This window comes from Streptomyces sp. NPDC079020 (assembly GCF_044542225.1).
Classification (GTDB): domain Bacteria; phylum Actinomycetota; class Actinomycetes; order Streptomycetales; family Streptomycetaceae; genus Streptomyces.
Map to the genome: position 1 here is coordinate 487,452 of NZ_JBITUB010000001.1, position 22,688 is coordinate 510,139.

A 22,688-nucleotide genomic window follows, 5' to 3' on the forward strand; every position below is an offset into this window, starting at 1 on the left:
GGGCGCTCTCCTCCGCCCTCCCCACATCCAGCACACGATTTCGCCTTGAGGTGCACTCAGTCATGCCCACCAAGCCCACCCGGCGCGCCGTGCTCGGCGCCGCCCTCGCCGTCGCCGGCAGCGGAGTCCTGGCCGCCTGTTCCGACGACGCGCCGACCGGTCCGTCCTCCGGCGCGAAGGCCGATGCCCTCTTCGTGTCCCCCGACGGCAAGGAGGTCGCCGCCGCCGAGGCCGAGCGGGGCTCCGGTCCCGTACGGAAGGTCTCGCTCACCGCCACCCCCACCCGCCTCGATCTGGGCGGCGGGCGCACCGTCAGCTCCTGGGCGTACGGGGACCGGCTGCCCGGCCGCGAGGTCCGGGTCACCGCCGGTGACACCCTGGCGCTCACCCTCGCCAACCATCTGCCGCAGCCGACCTCGCTGCACTGGCACGGTCTGGCCCTGCGCAACGACATGGACGGGGTCCCCGGGCTGACGCAGCGGGACATCGCGCCGGGCGCGGACTTCACCTACCGGTTCGCGGTGCCGCACCCGGGGACGTACTGGTTCCATCCGCACTCGGGCGTCCAGCAGGACCGCGGGCTGTACGCCCCGCTGATCGTCGAGGATCCGAAGGAGCCGCTCGCGTACGACAAGGAGTGGGTCGTCGTCCTCGACGACTGGGTCGACGGGGTCGACGGCTCCACCCCGGACGCGGTCCTGGCCGAACTGCGCCGGGGCATGGGGGGCGGTGACGGCAGCGGCTCCGGGGACGGCGGTACGGAGCACGGCGGCATGGACCACGGCGGCGGGCACGACATGTCGAAGATGCCCTCCGGCGGCGAGGGCGGCGGGCCCTCACGGATGATGATGGGCGCCACCAGCCCGCTGCTCGGCGGTGACGCGGGTGATGTCGCCTATCCGCACTACCTGGTCAACGGACGCACCGCGCGGGACCCGTCCGTCTTCGCCGCTCGGCCCGGTGACCGGATCCGGCTGCGGATCATCAACGCGGGCGGCGACACCGCGTTCCGTGTCGCGCTCGGCGGTCACCGGATGACGGTGACGCACACCGACGGCTTCCCCGTCCGGCACACCACCACCGACGCGCTGCTGCTCGGGATGGGCGAGCGGTACGACGTCCTGGTCACCGCCGGGGACGGGGTGTTCCCGCTGACCGCGCTCGCCGAGGGCAAGAAGGCGTCGGCGACGGCGCTGCTGCGGACCGGCGGGGGTGCCGCGCCCGCCGCCTCCGTACGGCCCCGGGAGCTGGACGGGAAGCTGGTGCAGGCGGGCCGGCTGGTGCCGGACGAGTCGGTGGCGCTGGCCGCCCGCGCGCCGGACCGGACCCTGCGCATCCGGCTCACCGGCGGCATGGCCGCGTACGACTGGGCCTTCGACGCGAAGCCGTACACCGCGGATCAGCGGCGTCCGGTCGAGGCCGGGGAACGGATCCGGCTGGTGTTCGACAACGCGACGGCGATGTGGCATCCGCTGCATCTGCACGGCCACACCTTCGCGATGGCCGGCAACGCCGCCGGGGCCCGCAAGGACACCGCGATCGTCCTGCCGCACCGCTCGCTGACCGTGGACTTCGACGCCGACAACCCCGGTCTGTGGATGCTGCACTGCCACAACGTCTACCACGCGGAGGCGGGCATGATGACGGTTCTCGGCTACCGCCGCTGAGCCCTTTCCCGGTGGGTCCCGACACCTGATCCTGCTGGGCCCGGACGCCCGTTCCTGGTGGGTCCCGACGACTTCTCGCGGGCCCGCCAGGACATCGCGTCAGAAAGACGATTACACTGGGCGGCGTGCCTCAACTACGCCTCGCACTGAATCAGATCGACTCGACCGTCGGCGACCTCACCGGCAACGCCGAGGCGATCGTCCACTGGACCCGGCACGCCGCCGGGCAGGGCGCCCATCTGGTGGCCTTCCCCGAGATGGTGCTGACCGGATACCCCGTCGAGGACCTGGCCCTGCGGTCGTCCTTCGTCGAGGCCTCGCGGGACGCACTGCGCGCGCTCGCCGTGCGTCTCGACGCGGAGGGCTTCGGCGAACTGCCGGTCGTCGTCGGATACCTCGACCGCTCGGAGTCCGCCGCGCCGCGCTTCGGCCAGCCCTCCGGCTCGCCGCGCAACGCCGCCGCGGTGCTGCACCGCGGGCGGATCGCGCTGAACTTCGCCAAGCACCACCTGCCCAACTACGGGGTCTTCGACGAGTTCCGGTACTTCGTGCGGGGCGACTCGATGCCCGTCGTGCGGGTGCACGGCGTCGATGTGGCCCTCGCGATCTGCGAGGACCTCTGGCAGGACGGGGGCCGGGTCCCGGCCGCCCGGTCCGCCGGGGCCGGGCTGCTGCTGTCGATCAACGCCTCGCCGTACGAGCGGGACAAGGACGACACCCGCCTCGAACTGGTCCGCAAGCGGGCCCAGGAGGCCGGCTGCACCACCGCCTATCTGGCGATGATCGGCGGGCAGGACGAGCTGGTCTTCGACGGTGACTCGATCGTCGTCGACAAACAGGGCGAGATCATCGCCCGTGCCCCGCAGTTCGCCGAGGGCAGCGTGATCCTCGATCTGGATCTGCCGGCCGCGGCGGCCGGGGCACCGTCCGGCGTCGTGGACGACGGGCTGCGGATCGACCATGTCGTGCTCTCCGAGGACCCCCTCGCCCCGTACGAGCCGGAGCTGGCCGGCGGCTACGCCGAGCGGCTCGACGCCGACGAGGAGATCTACTCGGCGCTGGTCGTCGGGCTGCGCGCGTACGCCGCGAAGAACGGGTTCAGCAGCGTGCTGATCGGGCTCTCCGGCGGCATCGACTCGGCACTGGTCGCGGCCATCGCGTGCGACGCGCTCGGCGCGTCGCAGGTGTACGGCGTCTCGATGCCGTCGAAGTACTCCTCGGACCACTCCAAGGGCGACGCGGCCGAGCTGGCCCGCCGTACCGGGCTGAACTTCCGCACCGTACCGATCGAGCCCATGTTCGACGCGTACATGGCGTCGCTGGAGCTGACCGGTCTGGCCGAGGAGAACCTCCAGGCACGGCTGCGCGGCACGGTGCTGATGGCGATCTCCAACCAGGAGGGCCAGATCGTGCTCGCGCCGGGCAACAAGTCCGAGCTGGCGGTCGGCTACTCGACGCTGTACGGCGACGCCGTCGGCGCGTACGGACCGATCAAGGACGTGTACAAGTCGTCCGTCTTCCGGCTCGCCAAGTGGCGCAACCGGGCCGCCGCGGAGCGCGGGCAGACCCCGCCGATCCCGGAGGCGTCGATCACCAAGCCGCCCAGCGCCGAGCTGCGGCCCGGCCAGGTCGACTCGGACTCGCTGCCCGACTACGACGTACTGGACCGGATCCTGGAGCTGTACGTCGACCGGGACCAGGGCCTGGAGGCGATCGTGGCGGCCGGGTTCGACGCGGCGCTGGTCGCGAAGACGCTGCGGATGGTGGACACCGCGGAGTACAAGCGGCGGCAGTACCCGCCGGGCACGAAGATCTCGCCCAAGGGCTTCGGCAAGGACCGGCGGCTGCCGATCACGAACCGGTGGCGCGAGTCGGAGTGACGCGGGGATGACGGCCGGAGCGGCCGCCGGAGAGCTCGGACCTTCGGCGGCCGCTCCGTTCCCGGCCGCCGCGGCCGTTCCGTTCTCACTCGCCGGACGCGCGTGGGGCGACCGGTGTGCGCCGGGTGGCGGCTCGGGCACCACCGGCAGCGACTTCGCCGCGGGGCCTTGTGCGAGCAACCGGAAGACTCTCGCAGCGGTTGTCCGCCGCGAGGTGAACGGACCGTTGCGTCAGAGTTCGACGCGGGCGGCGATCGGGAGATGGTCGCTGTCGGTCGCCGAGAGCGTCCACGAGGACATCGGCTCGACGCCCTTCACCATGATCTGGTCGATCCGTGCCATCGGGAACGAGGCCGGCCAGCTGAACCCGAAGCCGTCGCCCGCCGCCCCCTGGGTGGAGCGCATCTGCGAGGTGACCCCGTTCAGCGAACGGTCGTTCATCGTGCCGTTGAGGTCACCGAGCAGGACCACCCGTTCGAGCGGCTCGTCGGCGATCGCCTCGCCGAGGGCGTCGGCGCTGTCGTCGCGCTGGTTGGCGGTGAACCCGGCGTGCAGCTTGACCCGCACGGACGGCAGGTGGGCCACGTACACCGCGACCTTCCCGCTCGGCGAGGCGACGGTGGAGCGCATCGCCCGCGTCCAGCCCATCTTGATGTCCACGGGGCGGGTGTCGCTCAGCGGGTACTTGCTCCACAGCCCGACGGTGCCCTGGACCGAGTGGTACGGATAGCGGTCGGCGAGCGACTTCTCGTACGTCGCCACCTGCTTGCCCGGCAGCTCCTGGAGGGCCACCACGTCCGCCCCGGAACCGGCGACCTGCTGGGCGGTGCCCGCGGGGTCGGGGTTGTCCGCGTTGACGTTGTGGGTGGCGACGGTGAGGTCGCCGCCGGTGCCCGACTTGTCGGTGAGCAGCCCGCCGAACAGATTGAGCCAGACCACCACCGGGAGGAGCAGGGCGATCAGCGCGGTCGCCGAGCGCCGCACCAGCCCCAGAACCAGCAGAACGGGAACCAGGAGCACGATCCAGGGCAGGAACGTCTCGGTGAGGCTGCCGAGGTTGCCGACCGAGTTGGGGATCTGCGCGTGGAAGACCATCACCAGGGTGATGAAGACCGAGCAGGCCGCCAGCACGATGCCGCGCCGCCACATTCCGCGGTCCGCGGTCCAACGCTCCCACAGGCCCCGGAAGCGGGATCCGGTGCGCTGCGATTCCGCGCTGCCGTTCCCGGTGTCCGCTCCGTACGCCTGCACCATTGCGCTGTCCTCACTGCCTCGTGCCATGCCCGTCGCCGCGTTCTCGACCCTAGGCGATGCGCGGCTTCTTTCCCGCCGCCGACCGCGGCTGTTCGGAGATCAGGACGAACGGGCCGGGACCGCGGGTTCCGGCCGGAGCCGGGCCACGGGCCCTTGTGACAGAACCCGCATACTCGGGCGAAGGCCCGGCGTGTCAGCTCTGACCCGAGGCTTCCGGGGCAAGCCCCTGGAGCAGCACCCGGATGATGCGGTCGGCCAGATCCTCCGGCAGCGCGGCGTCGGGGCGGTGGACGGTGCGTACGAGCATCGGACCGAGGAACAGATCGTCGATCAGTTCCGCATCGATGTCGTCCCGGAGCTCGCCCGCGTCCACCGCCCGCCGCACCGCCGCCAGCATCGCGGCCCGGCGCGGTGCGATCACCGTGCTCTGGTATTCGGACCACAGCTTGGGGTGGCTCTTCATCTGGGCGAAGACGTTGTGCAGGAGGACCGAGGACCGCTGCGCCAGGCCGCGGGTCCGCAGGGTCTCCAGGAGCACGCGCAGATCGTCGAGTCCCGCGGTGCCGGAGACGACGGCGTCGGCGGGCTCCATGTCGCGCAGGACGTCGACGAAGAGCTCCTCCTTGCCGCTCCAGCGCCGGTAGATGGTGGCCTTGCCGACCCCCGCGGTGCGGGCGATGCGCTCGATGGACAGGCCGGCCAGGGGCTCTCCCGCCTCCAGGAGTCCGATGACGGCGTCCAGGATGGCCCGTTCGGCCGCGGCGCTGCGGGGGCGGCCACGACGGGGCTCCGGATCCTGCGCGCGGCCGGCGCCGCCGCAGTCCGGCGCCCGGACGGCATCGTGGCACCCCTGCCCGTGATCCGTGCGGTTCTCGTGCCCCTCATGGTCCGCGGGGGCCGCGTGGTCCACGGGGCCCGCAGGGGCCGCGTGGTCCACGGGGCCCGCAGGGGCCGCGTGGTCCACGGGGCCCGCAGGGGCCGCGTGGTCCACGGGGTCCGTGTGACCCGCCCGTTCCTGTTCCGGCACCTGGAGATCCGCCTCTCGCCGCACTGTCCTGCCGTCGCCCCGATTCTCGCCGACCCGGCGTGCGCGGGACGACCGACGGCCGGGGAGTCACCCCGTCGGGGGCGGCTTCCGGCCGTCGGTCGTCCCGCCGCCGGGGTTACCTTCCGGCCGCCCTGCCTTCCAGCACCGGCTCCTGACCGGGACCGGCGGCCGGTCCCGCCGGGCCGTCCCCGACCGGTTGCCTGCCCGGCAGGAACAGTCCGACCACCAGCGCGCCGATCAGCGCGACCGCCGCCGATCCGAGGGCGGTCACATGCATGGCGCCGATGAACGCGTCGTTGGCCGCGGCGACGAGCGGCCGGCCGGCCGGGCCGAGCTCGGCGGCGACGCCCAGCGTGGCCTCGATCGACTCACCCGCGACGTCCCTGACCCCGGCCGGGACCGCGGCGAGATGCCCTTCGATGTCACCCCGGTAGACGGTGGACAGTACCGAGCCGAGCACCGCGACGCCGAGCGCCCCGCCGACCTGACGGAAGGTGTTGTTGATCGCCGAGCCGGAACCGGCCTTCTCCCGGGGCAGCGCCTGCATCACGGCGACGGTGACCGGCGGCATGATGTGCGCCATGCCGGTGCCCTGGGCGAAGAAGACCAGGCACATCACCCAGACCGGCGTACCGGCGTCGAACAGGGCGAACGCGGCGAGTCCGCCCGCGACCAGCAGCATGCCCACCGTGCAGACGGCGCGGGCTCCGAACCGGTCGACGACCAGCCGGGCACGCGGCGCGAAGATGATCTGCGCGGCGGCGAGCGGCACGATCAGCAGCCCGGACTCCAGCGCGGTGTATCCGCGCACGCTCTGGAGATAGAACGCGGAGAAGAAGGTCACTCCCATCAGCGCGAAGAAGACCAGGGCGATGGCGGCCACGGCGGCGGAGAAGGCCGGCTTCCTGAAGTACGTGATGTCGATGGCCGGATGGCTGCTGCGCTTCTCGTGCCAGACGAACGCGGCCAGCACGACGAGACCGCCGATGCTGGAGACCAGCACCGTGGAGTCGGTGAAGTCGGCGAGTTCGCCGCCGCGGATGATGCCGTACACCAGCAGGACCAGGCCGACGATGGAGAGCACGACGCCCAGCGGGTCGACCCTGCCGGGCTTCGGGTCCCGGGAGTCCGGTACGAGCAGCACCATCGCGACCAGCGCGACGACCACCACGGGCACGTTGACCAGGAAGATCGAGCCCCACCAGAAGTGCTCCAGGAGCAGCCCCCCGGTGATGGGGCCGATGGCGATGCCGAGGCCGACGCTGCCCGCCCAGATGCCGATGGCCTTGGGCTGCTCGTCGCGCTCGAAGACGTTCATCAGGACGGCGAGCGTGGCGGGCATCACGAACGCGGCGCCGAATCCCATCAGGGCGCGCCAGGTGATGAGTTCGGCGGGCGAGGAGGAGAGCGCGGCCAGCCCGGAACCGATGCCGAAGACGAGGATGCCGAAGAGGAGGACCTTCTTGCGGCCGATGCGGTCGCCGAGCAGACCGGCGGTGAAGAGCAGCCCCGCGAAGACGAGTGTGTAGGAGTTGATCGCCCACTCCAGCTCGCTCTGGGTGGCGCCGATCCCGGTCGGGGCAGGGCTCGCGATCGTCTTGACCGCGACATTCAGGATCGAGTTGTCCAGCACCACGATGAGCAGGCTGAACATGAGAACGGTGAGGATCGCCCAGCGGCGGCGGTGGATCGCCTCGGGGACACGGGGCACGGCGGCGGGAGCGCCGGTCGGTATGGACATGCCCCCGACCCTAGCCCACTTCCGATACGACACCGTCTCGTATTGATAAGTCTTTACCCTCCTCGACGACTCGTGCGGGCCCACTTCCCGCCGGCCGCGCGGGGATGCCACCATGGAGGGGATCCGGGGACGCCGTAAGGGCGCCTCGAGATGACGAAGGAGCCGTTTCGCCATGTCGCTTCAGGCTGCGCAGAATCATTCCGCCCCATCCCCCGCGGGTCCCACCGCCGACAGCAGCAAAGCGCTGTACGGAGGCACGAGCACCCGCCGCATCACCGTCCACAGCATCGCCGCCGCCACCGAGCGCGGCGAGAAGTGGCCCATGCTCACCGCCTATGACGCGATGACCGCGTCGGTCTTCGACGAGGCCGGTATCCCGGTCATGCTCGTCGGGGACTCCATGGGCAACTGCCACCTCGGCTACGAGACCACCGTGCCCGTCACGATGGACGAGATCGCCATGCTGTCCGCCGCCGTCGTCCGGGGCACCAAGCGGGCCCTGATCGTCGCCGACCTCCCCTTCGGCTCGTACCAGGAAGGCCCCGTCCAGGCCCTGCGCAACGCCACCCGGCTGGTCAAGGAGTCCGGGGTCGGCGCGGTCAAGCTGGAGGGCGGCGAGCGTTCCCACGAGCAGATCCGGCTGCTGGTCGAGTCCGGCATCCCGGTCATGGCCCACATCGGTCTGACCCCGCAGTCCGTCAACGCGATGGGCTACCGGGTGCAGGGCCGCGGCGAGGAGGCCGCGCAGCAGCTGCTGCGCGACGCGAAGGCGGTGCAGGACGCGGGCGCGTTCGCCGTCGTGCTGGAACTCGTACCGGCCGGGCTGGCCGCCGAGGTCACCCGCACCCTGCACATCCCGACCGTCGGCATCGGGGCCGGGCCCGACACGGACGCCCAGGTGCTGGTCTACACCGACATGGTCGGCCTGACCGGCGGCAAGGTGCCGCGCTTCACCAAGCAGTACGCCGACCTGCGCAAGGTGCTCGGTGACGCGGCGAAGGAGTTCGCCGACGAGGTCGTGGGCGGTTCGTTCCCGGCGCCCGAGCACACGTTCCATTAGGAACTGCCACTCCCGCGGACCATTTCCCGCACCACCGACAGCCCGCCGACATCCCCCATCGGCGGGCTGTCGCCCTGTCGTCCGCCGGCCGCCGGGGCTGTCGGCGGGATGTCGGCGGGCTGTCGGTCGCGGCTGGTGCCATGGGGGCATGACGCGAATCGACAACAACCTCAGGCACGGCGGGAACGCCGTCGAGGTACGGGGGCTGGTCAAGCACTACGGATCGACCAGAGCGCTGGACGGCGTGGATCTCGATGTGGGCGAAGGCACCGTGCTCGGTGTGCTCGGCCCCAACGGCGCCGGCAAGACCACTCTCGTACGCTGCCTTTCGACCCTGATCCTTCCCGATGCCGGGCACGCCGTCGTGGCGGGCTACGACGTGGTGAAGCAGCCCCGGCAGCTGCGCCGCAGGATCGGGCTGACCGGACAGTACGCCTCGGTCGACGAGAAGCTCTCCGGCTGGGAGAACCTCTACATGATCGGGCGGCTTCTCGACCTGCCGCGCAAGCGGGCCCGTGCCCGCGCCGACGAACTGCTGGAGCGGTTCTCGCTCACCGCCGCCGCCCGGCGCCCCGCGATGGAGTACTCCGGAGGCATGCGGCGCCGGCTCGACCTGGCCGCCTCCATGATCGGCAGCCCGGCCGTCCTGTATCTGGACGAGCCGACGACGGGGCTCGACCCCCGCACCCGTAACGAGGTCTGGGACGAGGTGCGGCGCATGGTCGCGGAGGGGGCGACCGTGCTGCTCACCACCCAGTACATGGAGGAGGCCGAGCAGCTCGCCGACGAACTGACGGTCATCGACCAGGGGAGGATCATCGCGCGCGGCGGGGTGGACGAGCTCAAGGCGAAGGTCGGCGGCCGCACGCTCCAGATCCGGCCCTCGGACCCGGCGCAGCTGGCCGCGATGGCCCGGGCGCTCGGGGAGGCCGGACTCGACGGGATCGCGGGCGCGCAGGCCGTACCGGACGAGGGGCTGCTGCTCGTGCCGATCCTCAGCGACGAACAGCTCACCGCCGTCATAGGGCTGCTGGGCACCCGGGGGTTCTCCCTCGCCCATGTGGCCACCGCACTGCCCAGCCTGGAAGAGGTCTTCCTCTCCATCACCGGTGAGAAGTCCCCGTCGGTGACCGGCACGATCCCCGAGGAGGTCGCGGCATGAGCACGGCGACTCTGACACCCACGCCCATCGAGCCCGTACCGGCGAAGGCGCTTCCCGGCGAGGGCCGGATCGGCCTGCGGGCCAATCTGCGGCACATCGGGGCCCTGGTGCGGCGCAATCTGCTCCAGATCAAGAAGGACCCCGAGTCGATGTTCGACGCGGTCCTGATGCCCATCATCTTCACGCTGCTCTTCGTGTACGTCTTCGGCGGCTCGGTCGGCGGCAGCCTGGGCGGAGACCGGCAGGACTATCTGAACTACCTGATCCCCGGCCTGATGGCGATGATGGGCATGAGCATCGCCTCCGCGGTGGGCACCGGTGTCAACGACGACTTCCGCAAGGGCGTCATGGACCGGTTCCGGACGATGCCGATCGCCCGTTCCTCGGTCCTCATAGCGAAGATCGTGGTCGAGCTGGGCCGGATGATGGTCGCCACGTTCATCCTGCTGGCCATGGGCTTCGCGCTCGGCATGGAGCTGGGGACCTCGGTGCTCGGGCTGATCGGGGCGATCGCCCTGTCGGCGGTGTTCGGTGCCGCCATCATGTGGATCTTCATCCTGCTCGGACTGTCCATGAAGACGGCCCAGGCGGTTCAGGGAACGGGGATGCTCGTGCTGATGCCCCTCCAGTTCGGCTCCTCGATCTTCGCCCCGACGCAGACGATGCCCGGCTGGCTGCAGACGTTCACCGAGTACAACCCGCTGTCCAACCTGGCGGACGCCGCACGCGGTCTGATGATGGGCGGGCCCGTCGCCCACTCGGTGTGGGTGACGCTGGGCTGGGCGGCGGCGATCACGCTGGTGGTGGCCCCCCTCGCGGTGTCCAGGTTCCGCAAGAAGACCTGATCCCGGGGCGAAACCCGATGTCCCGGGGCGAACCCCGGATGTCCCGGGGCGAACCCCGGATGTCCCCGGGCGGACCCGATCCGGGGCGGACCACCTCAGCGGTACGCCTCCGCCAGGGCGGTGACCTCCTCCAGTGTGAGGTCGCCGCCCTCGGCGTACGCCCGTTCATAGGCGGTGTCACCGAGCGCGGCGCGGGCGATCGCCTCGGCGCGGGCCAGATTCTGCCGCTCCATCGCCCTCGACACCTGGCCCTCGGGCAGCAGCGCTGCCTGCAGACCGAGCGCCCGCGCGGCGTCGCGGGCGCCCCGCTCACCGCCCGTCCCGCCGAGCGCCCAGGCGACCGCGACCAGATGAGTGGACGTCATCTGCGGCGCCACCATCCGCGACAGCCGGTCCCGCGACCGTTCCAGGGCCTGCAGGGCGCGCTTCAGCGCCGTGGGGTGATCGCCCTCCAGATTGTCCAGCCAGGCCACGACGCCCAGCACGAACCCACCAAAGATCTCCACGGTCTCGGAACTGAACTCCGCGCTCAGCAGGTCGAGCTGTGCCCTGGCCTCGCCGATCCGCCCGGTCTCCCCCAGCAACAGCGCCAGATGCATCCGGGCGGCCGGGGTCGCCTCGCTCCCCGAGTGCCGCCCCTCCTCGATGACCTCACGCAGGATGGCCTCCGCCTCCTCGCCCCGGCCCGTCTCGGAGAGGACGGCCGCGTACCGGGCCCGCAACAGCGCGACCTGGGACTGGGCGCCGAGCCGTTCGGCGTAGCCGACGGCGGAGCGGAAGTCCTCGGCGGCACGGACGAATTCACCCGCCCTCTCGCGGGCCTCGCCCCGGGAGGAGAGCGCTTCGGCGGCGCCCCAGGCATCGCCGAGCCGGACGAAGATCTCCAGGCTCTCGTCGGCGTCCTGCCGGGCCCGGTCCACCGAAGCGGGGTGGTTGGCCAGGAAGTTGGCCCGTGTCTGGAGCGCGGCGGCCAGCTCCCACTCATATCCGAGCTCCCGGCAGGCCAGGACGGTCCCGTCCATCACCTCACTCAGCTGGTCGACCTCACCGGTCAGCATGACGGCGTACACCCAGAGCGAGCCCGGTGTACGGCAGGTCTGCGGCTGACCCGTCCGGTAGGTGCTCGCGATCACCCGCAGCCGTGCCATGTTGTCGTCGCGCATCCACAGGTCCTCCGCGTGGTCCATGCAGGCCAGCTGGATGAGACCCACCCCCCGCCGCGCCTCCTGGAGCTGCTCGGGTTCCATCGGGGGCGGCAGGTCGGTGGCCGACCGCGGGAGCGTGGGGGCGGGCGTGCCCGGCGGGGCGAACGGATCGGGGCCCAGCGCGGCGGTGGCGTCGGCCCAGTGGCGGGCCTCGGCGCGCAGATCGCGCATCAGCCAGTACCAGGCCAGCGAGTGGACGAGACAGAGCGCTTCGTGCTCGTCCCGGGCGGCCACGGCCCGGCGCAGCACGCCGCGCAGATTCTCGTACTCGCGCTGGAGGCGGTCGATGGCGGCCCGTTGTCCGGCACCGCGGAGTTCCGGCCCGGTGATCCGCGCCACTTCCCGGTAGTGCACCAGATGCCGTCGCTCGACGGCGGTCCGCTCGCCCGCCTCGTCCAGGCGCTCGGAGGCGTACTCGCCCACCGTCTCCAGGAGCCGGTAGCGCATCGCTCCGTCACCGCCGGGCGTGGCGACGACGAGCGACTTGTCGACGAGGGAGCCGAGGAGCACGGCCACGTCCCGGGGGTCGACGGGGGTCCCCTCGGCGGGTGCGGTGGCGTCGGTGCCCGCGGTGCCGTCAGCGGCTCCGGTGCCCGCCGTGCCGGGGCCGCGTGCGGCAGGTTGTGCGCAGACCTCCTCGGCCGCGTCGAGCGCGCAGCCGCCCGCGAACACCGAGAGCCGGCGCAGGACGGCACGCTCGGCGGAGTCCAGCAGGTCCCACGACCAGTCGACGACGGCTCGCAGGGTCTGCTGGCGCGGCAGCACGGTGCGGCTGCCGTTGGTCAGCAGCCGGAAACGGTCGTCCAGCCGGTCGGCGATCTGGCGCGGGGTGAGCATCCGCAGCCGGGCCGCGGCCAGTTCGATGGCGAGCGGCAGCCCGTCGAGCCGGAGGCAGATCTCTGCACAGGCCGCCGCGGTCCCCTCGTCCGCGTCCGTCCGGAAGCCGGGGCTGGCGGCGCTCCCCCGGTCGGCGAACAGGCGCAGCGCCATCGGGTCGGGCAGCGGGTCGACGGGCCGGACGAACTCGCCCGGTACGCCGAGCGGTTCGCGGCTGGTCGCCAGAACGGTGAGCTGCGGGCAGTGGGCGAGAAGGTGGTCGGCGAGCGCGGCGGCGGCCTCGATGACGTGCTCGCAGTTGTCCAGGAGCAGCAGCATGCGGCGCCGGGAACAGTGTTCGGTGAGCCGTACGAGGGGGTCCCCCGCACCGCGTTCGGCGGCCCTCAGCTCCTCCGCTCCGGCACCGCGCAGCACGGTCTCGCGGGCGCCGAGCGCGGTGAGCACGGCCTCGGGAACGGTGTCCGGGTCGTCCACGGGGGCCAGCTCGGCCATCCAGACCCCGTCCGGCCACGCCGTCGCCGTCGCCTCCGCCACCTCCTGGGAGAGCCGGGTCTTGCCCGCGCCGCCGGGCCCCAGGAGGGTGATCAGCCGGGTACGGGTGAGGTCCTCGCGCAGGGAGGCGATGTCGCTCTCGCGGCCCACGAAGCTGGTCAGCCTGGCCCGCAGGTTCCCGGCGGGCGCGGGAGGCCCGGGGAGGGGCTGCGGGATGCCGGAAGGCACCGGGGGCGGCGGCGGGGCCGGCCGCTGCCCGGGAGCCGTGGGCGCAGGAGGCGCGCCCGTCCCGGTCCGGTGCAGCAACTCCCCGTACAGGGCGCGCAGTCCGGGCCCCGGGTCGGTGCCCAGGCGGTCGGCGAGCACCGTACGCACCTGCTCGTACGCCGCCAGCGCCTGCGCCGTCCGGCCCGCGTCGCGCAGGGCCCGGATCCGCAGGGCGTGGAGCGGTTCGTCGAGCGGGTGATCCTCGCAGAGGGCGGTCAGCTCGGGCAGTACCGCCTCCGCCCGGCCCAGCACGAGGGCCGCGGCGAACCCGGTCCGCCGCGCGTCGAGCCTGCGGGCCTCCCACCGGGACGCGGTCGCGGCCCGGTCCGGCAGATCGGCGAGGGCGGGGCCGCGCCACAGGGCGAGGGCCTCGTCCAGCAGGGCGGCGGCCCCGGCGGCGTCCCCCTGTTCCAGGGCGCGGGTCCCCTCACCGGCGAGCCGCTCGAACCGGTGCAGGTCCACGGCGTCCGGGACGGCGGTGAGCCGGTAGCCGCCGTCCGCCGACCCGACGGCCGCCCGGCCGAGCGCACGCCGCAGCCGCCCCACGAGGGCCTGCAGGGCGCCCACCGCGTCGGCGGGCGGATCGCCGTCCCACACCTCCTCGACGAGCACCCCGGCCGGGACCGCGCGGCCGGGGCTCAGCGCGAGGACGGTGAGCAGGGCGCGCAGCCGCGCCCCGCCGAGGGCGACGGCCGTGCCGTCGTCGCGGAGTGCCTGGGTGGTGCCGAGGATGCAGTAGCGCACGGGCCCATTGTCCGCGACGGACCCCGGGAAAAACGCGGCACCCATCACCCCGGCCCTGCCGCGGCCCCGCCGCCCCGCGTGACCGCCGGGCCGCCGGTCTCCGGTCCGCCGCCCGGCTCGTGGACCGCTGCCTGGGAAACCGGTGACGTCCGGCCTCCGCGCCGCCGGTGGAAGGCCCTCCCGGGGACAGGCGCGACCTAGACTCGCTCCATGCCCCGCACCGGACGCCAAGGGATCAGCCCGATCTTCCTCGGGATCGTTGCCGTCACGGCGGTTTCGGGCTGGGCGGTGTGGACGGACTTCGCCGGGCGGACCGGTTTCGCGGTCTTCCTCTTCGTCACCGGGGCCTGGATCGTCTCGCTCTGTCTGCATGAGTACGCGCACGCCCGCACCGCACTGCACAGCGGGGACCTCTCGGTCGAGGACAAGGGCTATCTGACCCTGAACCCGCTCAAGTACACCCATGCCCTGCTGAGCATCGTGCTGCCGGTCATCTTCGTGATCATGGGCGGGATCGGGCTGCCCGGCGGCGCGGTCTACATCGAGCGGGGGCGGATCACCGGCCGCTGGAAGCACAGCCTGATCTCCGCGGCGGGCCCGCTGACCAATGTGCTGTTCGCGGTCGTGTGCACGGCGCCGTTCTGGCTGGACGCCCTGGACGGTGTCCCGCACACCTTCCGGTACGCGCTGGCGTTCCTCGCGATGCTCCAGGTCACCGCGGCGATCCTGAACTCGGTGCCGGTTCCGGGGCTGGACGGCTACGGAGTGATCGAGCCCTGGCTCTCGTACCGGATCCGCCGCCAGGTCGAGCCGATCGCACCGTTCGGGCTGCTCGCCGTGTTCGGCATCCTGTGGATCCCCGAGGTGAACATCGCGTTCTTCGACGCGATCGACGCGCTGCTGCGCGGCCTGGGCGTCAGCGGCTTCGAGACGCACTGCGGCCTCGACACCTACCGCTTCTGGCAGGAGTTCTGGGACGAGCAGGACCCCCGCTGCGCGGTTCCGGGGTAGCGCGGCCCGGTGGTCCGGGCGGTCAGCGGGCCGCGTCCGCCGCCATCCGGTGCTTGCGTACGTAGAACCACGTCATGTTCGACGAGAGCCCGGCCACCAGCACCCAGAGGACCCCGATCCAGACGCCGCCCTGGACGAAGGAGACCACTGCTGCGACGACGGCGAGGACGCAGACGACGAACGCGTAGAGAGCGAGGCGGGGCATGGGGGGTGGCTCCTGTCCGGGGATGGTGCGCGGTCCCGTCCAGTGTCCCTCATGCCCCGCTCCGCCCCGGATCCGGTCCGGCTCAGACGTCCGTACGGTCCGGCTCAGACATCGGTGGCGCGCAGTCCGGCGTGCGCCTTGTAGCGGCGGTTCACCGAGATCAGGTTGGCCACCAGCGACTCGACCTGATGGGCGTTGCGCAGCCGGCCCGCGAAGATGCCGCGCATCCCGGGGATACGGCCCGCGAGCGCCTGCACGATGTCGGTGTCGGCGCGAACCTCGCCCAGGACCAGCACATCGGTGTCGATCTCCTCGATCGTCACGTCCTGGAGCAGAACGGCCGAGAGGTGGTGGAAGGCGGCCGTGACCCGGGAGTCCGGCAGCAGGGCCGCGGCCTGCTCGGCGGCGCTGCCCTCCTCCGGCTTCAGCGCGTAGGCGCCCTGCTTGTCGAAGCCGAGCGGATTGACGCAGTCGATCACGAGTTTGCCCGCGAGCTCCTCGCGCAGCGCTTCCAGGGTCTTGGTGTGGCCGTCCCACGGCACCGCGACGATCACGATGTCGCTGCGGCGCGCGCAGTCGGCGTTGTCCGCCCCCTCGATACCGAATCCCAGCTCGGCCGCGGCCTCGGCGGCCCGTCCGGCGTCCCGCGAACCGATGGTCACCCGCTGCCCGGCACGCGCGAGGCGGTAGGCGAGGCCCCGGCCCTGGGGGCCGGTCCCGCCGAGCACACCGACGGTGAGTGCGGAAACGTCGGGCAGGTCCCAGGGGTCCTTGGCGGGGGGCTTGGGGGCGCTGCCACTGTCTTGGGTAGTCATGGGGGCGACCTTACTGCCGGCGGCACGCGGAATCCGGGGGCCGCCGGCGTACGGTCCCTGCCTCCCCGCACGCTCCCGTTCGGGTGGAGCGGCGCCGACCGGCAGCGGGGCGAGGGCTCTTGGGGCATGCTGCCGGGCCTTGGGCGGCGTGCGTGCCGCCCCGTTCCGTGGCGTACGCGCCGGGACCGAGTGGCCCGCGGCGACCCGGCGCATCCGGCGGCCGGGCCGGGGCTGCCGCGGCCGGCGAGACCCTGCTGACGGCGGCACCGGAGCTTCCGGGACCGGCTCTCCCGGGGGCCGGCGGAGCCGCCGCCGCCCCCCGGGTAAAACCGGTTGCAGAGGGCATGCACGGCACCGAGCATGACCTCTCGTGACCTCAGCCACTCCCCCTGCCGAGCCGGACGCTCCGGATCCTCCGGCCGCCCCGGACGCGACGGACTCCCCCGGCCCCCGCGCCCGTCCCGCCCCGCTCCCGTCCCGGCTCCTGGCGCTGCTGCCCGACCTCTCGCCCTGGCGTTCCTCCGCCGATTTCCGGCTGCTGTGGATCCAGGGGCTGATCACGTACTTCGGCAGCTTCATGGCGCTGATCGCGCTGCCGCTCCAGATCAAGGAGCTGACCGGGTCACCGCTCGCGGTCGGGGCGATGGGCGCGGTGGAGCTCGTACCGCTGGTCGTCTTCGGTCTGTACGGCGGGGCGCTCGCCGATGCCGTGGACCGGCGGAAGGTGATCCTGCTCACCGAGGCGGGGCTCGGGGTGCTCGCCGCCGTCCTGCTGGTGAACGCCCTGCTGACGGACCCGCTGCTCTGGCCGCTGTACGTGGTGGCCGGCGGGGTCTCCGCGCTCGCCGGGCTCCAGCGGCCCGCGCTGGACTCCCTGATGGCCCGGATCGTGCCGCACCACCAGCAGACCGCCGCGGCGGCGCTGAACTCGCTGCGCTGGCAGGTCGGCGCGATCGCCGGTCCCGCGCTGGCCGGTCTGGTGGTGGCCTACGCCGGGCACGCGACGGCGTACGCGGTCACGGTGGTCACCTTCACCGTCTCCGTCCTGCTCTGTCTGCGGCTGGCCGCCGCGCCGCCCGCCGGTGACGCCGGGAAGCCGTCGCTGCGCGGGATCGCGGAGGGCGCGCGCTACGCCTGGAGCCGTCCGGTGCTGCTGGGGACGTACGCGATCGACCTCGCGGCGATGCTCTTCGCCTTCCCGAACACGATCTTCCCGTTCCTGGCGGACGAGCTGGACGCGGAGTGGTCGCTCGGCCTGATGTACGCGGCGGGGTCGGTCGGCTCGCTGGTGCTGGGGCTGACCAGCGGCTGGACCTCACGGGTGCGCAGGCACGGGCTGTTCGTGGTGTTCGGCGCCGCGGCGTGGGGGCTGGCCATCGCGGCGGCGGGCTGGTTCAGCAATGTCTGGCTGGTGCTCGTCTGCCTGGGAGTGGCGGGCGCGGGCGACATGCTGAGCGGGCTGGGCCGCTCGACCATCTGGAACCAGACCGTTCCGGAGGAGCTGCGGGGGCGGCTCGCGGGCATCGAGGTGCTCTCGTACAGCGTCGGACCGCAGCTCGGCCAGGTCCGGGCCGGGGCCATGGCGGGGTGGACCGGGACGCGGTCGGCGATCTGGACGGGCGGGGTGGCCTGTGTCGCCTCGGTCGCGCTGCTGACGGCGGCGCTGCCGAAGCTGATCCGGTACGACTCGGAGACGGACGAGGACGCGCTGCGGAAGCGGGCGGCGGACCCGGCGTCCTGACCCCGCCGCCCGCCGGACGCCCGGAAGGGCTACTTCGGCGGGCCCCCGGAGCCGTTCCGCGAGCCGCCCCCGGAGCCGCCCCCGGGGCCGTCCGCGGAGTCGCCCCCGGTGCGGTCGTGCCATTTGGGGTCGGTCTCCCACTCCAGGTTCCGCTCCTGCGCGGTGTCCATCGCGCGCTGTGCCTCCCCCGGGGAGGTGTAGGGGCCGAACCGGTCCTTCGCCGGGCACTCCGGGCCTTCCTCGACCTTCTTGTGCACCAGGCAGTAGTACCACTCGCCCGGTTTGCCGACGGTGCGCTTCTTGAACAGGGCCATCAACGGCTCCTTTCCTCTGTGCCATGCTGCCCCAAGGCCGCTGGTTAGACTCGCTGGCATGTCTGGCCAGTCACTGCTTGTACCAGGGGAGCCCACTCCCGTCCGTTCCGTACCCGGAAACATCCGGCGCCCCGAATACGTGGGGAAGCCGGCTCCGACGCCGTACACCGGCCCGGAGGTCCAGGACGCCGACACCGTGGAGCGGATGCGGATCGCGGGACGCATCGCCGCGCAGGCGATGGAGGAGGCCGCCAAGCACATCGCCCCCGGGGTGACCACGGACGAACTCGACCGTGTCGCCCATGAGTTCATGACCGACCACGGCGCGTACCCGTCGACGCTCGGTTACCGCGGCTTCCCGAAGTCGCTCTGTTCCTCGCTGAACGAGGTCATCTGCCACGGCATCCCGGACTCCACGGTGCTGCGCGACGGAGACATCGTGAACCTCGACGTCACCGCGTACATCAACGGGGTGCACGGCGACAACAACGCCACCTATCTCTGCGGCGATGTGGACGAGGAGTCCCGGCTGCTCGTGGAGCGCACCCGGGAGTCGCTGAACCGGGCGATCAAGGCGGTGCGCCCCGGGCGTCAGATCAATGTGATCGGGCGGGTCATCGAGTCGTACGCGAAGCGGTTCGGGTACGGGGTGGTGCGGGACTTCACCGGGCACGGGATCAATTCCTCGTTCCACTCCGGTCTGATCGTCCCGCACTACGACAGCCCGCACGCGACCACCGTCATGCAGCCCGGCATGACGTTCACGATCGAGCCGATGCTGACGCTGGGCACCCATGACTACGACATGTGGGACGACGGCTGGACCGTGGTGACCAAGGACCGCAAGCGGACCGCGCAGTTCGAACACACGCTGGTCGTGACAGAGACCGGAGCGGACATTCTCACCCTTCCGTAACATGCCGGGCCGCCCATCGGGGGCAGGGTTTTTTACCGACAGACAGTCGGGAACCAGTTGACTTAGGTAAGCCTAAGTAGGAAGATCGGCATATCGGCACGCGCCGCTGCACCTTTTTGCGGCGGTTGCTGCCGGCATTTCCGTCTTTCCTCGGACTTCCCGTCCCCTCGGTCCCCGGAGGCCCGCCTTGGACGCAACCGCCACCGCCACCCCCTTCTCGACGCTCATCCGCACCGCGTCGCACGAGCAGCACGTCGAGGCGGAGACCTCGACCTTCATGAGCGATCTGCTCGGCGGGCGGCTCGGAGTGGACGCGTACACGCGCTACACCGAGCAGCTGTGGTTCGTGTACCGCGCGCTGGAGGAGGGTGCGGAGGAGCTGGCCGGCGACCCGGTCGCCGGCCCCTTCATACAGACCGAGCTGCTGCGCAGCTCCGAGCTGGAACGCGATCTGGCGCATCTCGCCGGCCCCGGCTGGCGCACCGGCCTGGAGCCGCTGCCGGCCACCGCCGCCTACGCCGACCGGGTCACCGAGTGCGCCCGCACCTGGCCCGCCGGTTACATCGCGCACCACTACACCCGGTACCTCGGCGACCTCTCCGGCGGCCAGATCATCCGGGACACGGCGGAGAAGACCTGGGGCTTCGAGCGCAAGGGCGACGGCGTGCGCTTCTACGTCTTCGAGCAGATCTCCAACCCGGCCGCGTTCAAGCGGGGATACCGCGAGCTGCTCGACGCGGTGAACGCGGACGACCTGGAGAAGCAGCGCATCATCGACGAGTGCAAGCGCGCCTTCGCGCTCAACACCGCGGTGTTCCGGGACCTGGGCGAGGCCTTCCCGCTCAGCGCGTAGTACCGGCCGGAGAAATCCACGCGGTACACGGAGAATTCACGCGCCGCGCAGCCGGGCAGCCGGGCAGCCGGGCAGCCGGGCAGCCGGGCAGAGAAGTGCAGAAGCACAGAAGTGCAGAGCCGCGGTTCGGTACAGAGCCGCGGATCAGCCACGGACGGCCAGCAGGACGCGGCCCCCGACCTCCACCGTGCCGTCCGGCGCGGGTGCTGCGAGGATCTGGGAGCCGCGTCCTTGTCTGATGTTCAGGGCCCGGCCGAGCCGCGCGCTGAGCAGCAGCGCCGCCGCGCCGGTCGCCTCGTCCTCCACGATCCCGTCGCCGCGGCGCGGGAACGCCCGCGCCCGGACCCGGCCCGCCGCCTCGTCCTCCCAGGCCCACGCATAGACCCAGCCCTCGCCCGGCGGCGGCTCCGTCAGCGCCTCGACCTCGGCGGCCGAGCCGTACCGCTCCAGCGTGCGCGGCGGCACCCATTCGGGTCGGGCGGCGATCCAGGTGAACTCGCCGTCCTGCCGGGCGAACACGTCTCCGACCGGCAGTTCCAGGATCTCCAGGTCGAGCAGCCAGGCCGTGCCGACCAGCGGGTGCCCGGCGAAGGGCAGCCGCAGTCCGGGGGTGTAGATGTCGACCAGGCCGCGCTCGGGGTCGTCGACGAACACGGTCTCGCTGAAGCCCAGTCGCCGGGCCAGCTCCTGCCGGGACGCCTCGCCGGGATGGCGGCCTCCGTCCCGTACGACGCCGAGCGCATTGCCGTGCCGGCCGTCCGGGCCGCAGAACACCCGTAATACGTCGATGCCATCGGGTACGTCGAAGTCGCTCACGTGCGCATTCAAGCACCGCGCGGACGCCCGCGGCGCCGCGGGGCCGTACCGGCGGCGGACGGCCGGTACGGCCCTGACGGGTCTCTGACGAGTTGTTGACGGATCGGACGGACGGGCCGCTGGGTGGACCGGGCCCGCCGGACGGATCAGACGGTACGGCGGCGGCGTGCCGCGATCAGCACGCCCGCACCGGCCGCCACGACGACGCCCGAGGCGGCGACCAGCGCACCGGTCGGGATGTCGGAGCCGGTGGAGGCCAGCGCACCGGCGCCGCCCACCGTGCCACCGGTTCCGCCGCCGACCGTGCCGCCGCCCGCGGAACCGCCGGTGCCGGACGAGCCCGTGCCGCCGGCGCTGCCCGTGCCACCGCTGCCACCGCTGCCGCCCGGGAGCTGCGCGTTCTTGTCGAGCGCGACCGCGACGGTCAGGGCGTCGAGCTGCTCGCCCTTGCCGTACATGCCGCCGAAGGCCTTGGTGCCGCCGGCGGAGAGCGTCGCCGGAACGTCCGAGAGGTTCACGACGCCGTCCTTGGCGGTGAGGGCACCGGCGGGGATCTTCAGGTCGGCGATCGCCAGACCGGTGTACTCGGTGACCTTCTTGGTCTCCCGGTCCTTGGCGGAGACGTCGGCGATCAGCCGGCCGGAGGTGCCGTTCGCCTGGATCTCCAGGTTGGTGAGGGAGAGGTCGAGCGTGTACGCGTCGCCCTCCTTGTGGCCCAGGAAGCGGACCTTGCCGTCGAATCCGGCGTTGAGCGTCTTCTTGGCGGCGTCGAAGCGGCCGGTGGCGTCGCCGAAGCGGTAGCCGTCACCGGAGGCGGTGGCGCCGCCGCTCATCTCGATCCTGCCGTGCGCGATCGGGCCCGTGACATACGAGCGGAAGGACTTCTTGACGCCCCAGTCCAGCGTTCCGCCCAGCACCGCGCCCGGGTCGGCGGCGGGCTCGGTGGGCTTCTGGGTGGGCTTCCCGGTCGGCTCCCCGGTCGACGGCGCGGTGGGCTTCTCCGTCGGCTTCTCGGTGGGCTTCTCGGTGGGCTTCTCCGTCGGCTTCTCCGTCGGGGGGTCGGTCGGCTTCTCGGTCGGAGGCGCGGTGACCGCCTTCACCGTGAGCGTGGCCGGGTCGAGGGCGTCGCCCTCCTTGTACTGGCCGTTGAACGCCTCGGAGCCGGCCTTCGTCAGCGTGGCCGGGATGTCCTTGAAGACCATCGCGCCACCCGCGCCCTGGCCCGGCCGGACGGCCGAGAGGTCCAGGGCGGCGACCGCCACGTCGTTCTTGGTGCCCTCGGGGGACTTCACATCGGCGGTGATCGCGCCGCCCTTGCCGGCCGTGGAGAGCTTCACGTCCGAGAGCGTGATGTCCAGGGCGCCCTTGTGGGCATAGAAGTTGACCCCGCCCTCGAAGGCCGTGTCGGTGCCGTGGGTGGTCATGTCGTACGTGCCCTTGCCGTTGACAAAGGTGAACACACCATTGCCCGCGGCCTGCTTCGCACCGTCCGTGACCGTGATCCTGCCGCCCGAGAACGGGGAGGCGAGGTACTTGCGGAAGGACTCCTTGAAGCCCCAGTCCAGTGTGCCGTCCTTCAGTTCCATCGTGGGGGCGGCGGCCGGGGAGCCGTCCTTGGCCGGGCCGCTGTCGGCGGCGAGCGCCGGGAGGGCGAAGGTCGCGCCCAGCGCGGCGGCCGTGGCGACGGCGGCGGCGAGGGCTATGGGGCGGCGGGTGGCTGCCATGAGAGGGGGTCTCCTAGGTCAGGAAGGGGAGATGGAGCGGGGGATGAAGCGGGAGGAAAGGGGGGAACAGGGGTGAAGCAGGGGATGGAGC

At 72.2% G+C, this 22,688-nt stretch carries 18 protein-coding genes; 9 read left to right on the top strand and 9 right to left on the bottom strand.

Annotated features, from left to right (window positions below; translation table 11 throughout):
- The first annotated feature begins 62 nt into the window (after positions 1-62).
- Entirely contained in the window at positions 63-1,667 is a 1,605-nt protein-coding gene (locus ACIGJO_RS02205; RefSeq protein WP_399950738.1) for a multicopper oxidase family protein, read from the top strand.
- 125 nt (positions 1,668-1,792) lie between these two features.
- Positions 1,793-3,547: an NAD+ synthase gene (locus ACIGJO_RS02210; protein ID WP_399950741.1), complete on the top strand. Its 1,755-nt coding sequence runs from the start codon at positions 1,793-1,795 to the stop codon at positions 3,545-3,547.
- A gap of 231 nt (positions 3,548-3,778) precedes the next feature.
- Here ACIGJO_RS02210 and ACIGJO_RS02215 read toward each other — a convergent pair whose 3' ends face one another.
- The 3 genes from ACIGJO_RS02215 to ACIGJO_RS02225 form a co-directional block, all read right to left on the bottom strand.
- Positions 3,779-4,696, bottom strand: a complete 918-nt coding sequence (locus ACIGJO_RS02215) for an endonuclease/exonuclease/phosphatase family protein (protein ID WP_399951688.1) — start codon at positions 4,694-4,696, stop codon at positions 3,779-3,781.
- A gap of 298 nt (positions 4,697-4,994) precedes the next feature.
- On the bottom strand, positions 4,995-5,711 hold the full coding sequence (locus ACIGJO_RS02220) for a TetR/AcrR family transcriptional regulator (RefSeq protein ID WP_399951692.1): 717 nt from the start codon (positions 5,709-5,711) through the stop codon (positions 4,995-4,997).
- A gap of 253 nt (positions 5,712-5,964) precedes the next feature.
- A complete protein-coding gene (locus tag ACIGJO_RS02225; protein ID WP_399950744.1) occupies positions 5,965-7,590 on the bottom strand; it encodes an MFS transporter in 1,626 nt (541 codons plus the stop codon).
- 172 nt (positions 7,591-7,762) lie between these two features.
- Between ACIGJO_RS02225 and panB the strand changes: the two genes are divergently transcribed.
- From panB to ACIGJO_RS02240, 3 genes are all read left to right on the top strand, one after another.
- Complete coding sequence (gene panB, locus ACIGJO_RS02230; protein WP_399950748.1) at positions 7,763-8,650, top strand: 3-methyl-2-oxobutanoate hydroxymethyltransferase; 888 nt, start codon at positions 7,763-7,765, stop codon at positions 8,648-8,650.
- Positions 8,651-8,798: 148 nt separating this feature from the next.
- On the top strand, positions 8,799-9,812 hold the full coding sequence (locus tag ACIGJO_RS02235) for an ATP-binding cassette domain-containing protein (RefSeq protein WP_399950751.1): 1,014 nt from the start codon (positions 8,799-8,801) through the stop codon (positions 9,810-9,812).
- Positions 9,809-10,657 (top strand): ABC transporter permease, encoded by an 849-nt coding sequence (locus tag ACIGJO_RS02240; protein WP_399950754.1) that lies wholly within the window; start codon positions 9,809-9,811, stop codon positions 10,655-10,657. Before ACIGJO_RS02235 ends, ACIGJO_RS02240 begins: the two co-directional genes overlap by 4 nt.
- A 95-nt stretch (positions 10,658-10,752) precedes the next feature.
- On the opposite strand, the gene ACIGJO_RS02245 is transcribed toward ACIGJO_RS02240, so the two are convergent.
- Positions 10,753-14,202 (bottom strand): AfsR/SARP family transcriptional regulator, encoded by a 3,450-nt coding sequence (locus ACIGJO_RS02245; protein ID WP_399950757.1) that lies wholly within the window; start codon positions 14,200-14,202, stop codon positions 10,753-10,755.
- A 210-nt stretch (positions 14,203-14,412) separates the two neighbouring features.
- Between ACIGJO_RS02245 and ACIGJO_RS02250 the strand changes: the two genes are divergently transcribed.
- The gene (locus ACIGJO_RS02250; protein WP_399950760.1) at positions 14,413-15,213 is read left to right on the top strand and encodes a site-2 protease family protein; all 801 of its coding nucleotides are present in this window, start codon (positions 14,413-14,415) and stop codon (positions 15,211-15,213) included.
- Positions 15,214-15,235: 22 nt separating this feature from the next.
- Here the strand turns inward: ACIGJO_RS02250 and ACIGJO_RS02255 are convergent, their stop codons facing one another.
- Entirely contained in the window at positions 15,236-15,418 is a 183-nt protein-coding gene (locus ACIGJO_RS02255; protein ID WP_266930152.1) for a hypothetical protein, read from the bottom strand.
- Between the two features lie 104 nt (positions 15,419-15,522).
- Positions 15,523-16,233: an NADPH-dependent F420 reductase gene (gene npdG / locus ACIGJO_RS02260; protein WP_399950763.1), complete on the bottom strand. Its 711-nt coding sequence runs from the start codon at positions 16,231-16,233 to the stop codon at positions 15,523-15,525.
- A 493-nt stretch (positions 16,234-16,726) separates the two neighbouring features.
- Here npdG and ACIGJO_RS02265 point away from each other — a divergent pair, with 493 nt between their 5' ends.
- Complete coding sequence (locus ACIGJO_RS02265; RefSeq protein ID WP_399951694.1) at positions 16,727-17,974, top strand: MFS transporter; 1,248 nt, start codon at positions 16,727-16,729, stop codon at positions 17,972-17,974.
- 29 nt (positions 17,975-18,003) lie between these two features.
- On the opposite strand, the gene ACIGJO_RS02270 is transcribed toward ACIGJO_RS02265, so the two are convergent.
- Entirely contained in the window at positions 18,004-18,288 is a 285-nt protein-coding gene (locus tag ACIGJO_RS02270; RefSeq protein WP_399950766.1) for a hypothetical protein, read from the bottom strand.
- A gap of 58 nt (positions 18,289-18,346) precedes the next feature.
- Here ACIGJO_RS02270 and map point away from each other — a divergent pair, with 58 nt between their 5' ends.
- Both map and ACIGJO_RS02280 read left to right on the top strand, forming a co-directional pair.
- Positions 18,347-19,204 carry a type I methionyl aminopeptidase gene (gene map / locus ACIGJO_RS02275; RefSeq protein WP_399950769.1) on the top strand — a complete coding sequence of 286 codons (858 nt, stop codon included), beginning with the start codon at positions 18,347-18,349 and terminating at the stop codon, positions 19,202-19,204.
- Positions 19,205-19,391: 187 nt separating this feature from the next.
- The gene (locus tag ACIGJO_RS02280; RefSeq protein ID WP_399950772.1) at positions 19,392-20,057 is read left to right on the top strand and encodes a heme oxygenase (biliverdin-producing); all 666 of its coding nucleotides are present in this window, start codon (positions 19,392-19,394) and stop codon (positions 20,055-20,057) included.
- A 144-nt stretch (positions 20,058-20,201) separates the two neighbouring features.
- On the opposite strand, the gene ACIGJO_RS02285 is transcribed toward ACIGJO_RS02280, so the two are convergent.
- Positions 20,202-20,873, bottom strand: coding sequence for a PhzF family phenazine biosynthesis protein (locus ACIGJO_RS02285; protein WP_399950775.1), 672 nt, complete (start codon positions 20,871-20,873; stop codon positions 20,202-20,204).
- 146 nt (positions 20,874-21,019) lie between these two features.
- Positions 21,020-22,597: an HtaA domain-containing protein gene (locus ACIGJO_RS02290; protein ID WP_399950778.1), complete on the bottom strand. Its 1,578-nt coding sequence runs from the start codon at positions 22,595-22,597 to the stop codon at positions 21,020-21,022.
- Between the last annotated feature and the right edge of the window lie 91 nt (positions 22,598-22,688).

What these genes read in the sequence shown, in the direction of transcription:
- ACIGJO_RS02205 (WP_399950738.1), top strand. Translation starts at nt 63, where the DNA reads ATGCCCACCAAGCCCACCCGGCGCGCCGTGCTCGGCGCCGCCCTCGCC.
- ACIGJO_RS02215 (WP_399951688.1), bottom strand. Translation starts at nt 4,696, where the DNA reads ATGTGGCGGCGCGGCATCGTGCTGGCGGCCTGCTCGGTCTTCATCACC.
- ACIGJO_RS02225 (WP_399950744.1), bottom strand. Translation starts at nt 7,590, where the DNA reads ATGTCCATACCGACCGGCGCTCCCGCCGCCGTGCCCCGTGTCCCCGAG.
- panB (WP_399950748.1), top strand. Translation starts at nt 7,763, where the DNA reads ATGTCGCTTCAGGCTGCGCAGAATCATTCCGCCCCATCCCCCGCGGGT.
- ACIGJO_RS02235 (WP_399950751.1), top strand. Translation starts at nt 8,799, where the DNA reads ATGACGCGAATCGACAACAACCTCAGGCACGGCGGGAACGCCGTCGAG.
- ACIGJO_RS02240 (WP_399950754.1), top strand. Translation starts at nt 9,809, where the DNA reads ATGAGCACGGCGACTCTGACACCCACGCCCATCGAGCCCGTACCGGCG.
- ACIGJO_RS02250 (WP_399950760.1), top strand. Translation starts at nt 14,413, where the DNA reads ATGCCCCGCACCGGACGCCAAGGGATCAGCCCGATCTTCCTCGGGATC.
- ACIGJO_RS02255 (WP_266930152.1), bottom strand. Translation starts at nt 15,418, where the DNA reads ATGCCCCGCCTCGCTCTCTACGCGTTCGTCGTCTGCGTCCTCGCCGTC.
- npdG (WP_399950763.1), bottom strand. Translation starts at nt 16,233, where the DNA reads ATGACTACCCAAGACAGTGGCAGCGCCCCCAAGCCCCCCGCCAAGGAC.
- ACIGJO_RS02270 (WP_399950766.1), bottom strand. Translation starts at nt 18,288, where the DNA reads ATGGCCCTGTTCAAGAAGCGCACCGTCGGCAAACCGGGCGAGTGGTAC.
- map (WP_399950769.1), top strand. Translation starts at nt 18,347, where the DNA reads ATGTCTGGCCAGTCACTGCTTGTACCAGGGGAGCCCACTCCCGTCCGT.
- ACIGJO_RS02290 (WP_399950778.1), bottom strand. Translation starts at nt 22,597, where the DNA reads ATGGCAGCCACCCGCCGCCCCATAGCCCTCGCCGCCGCCGTCGCCACG.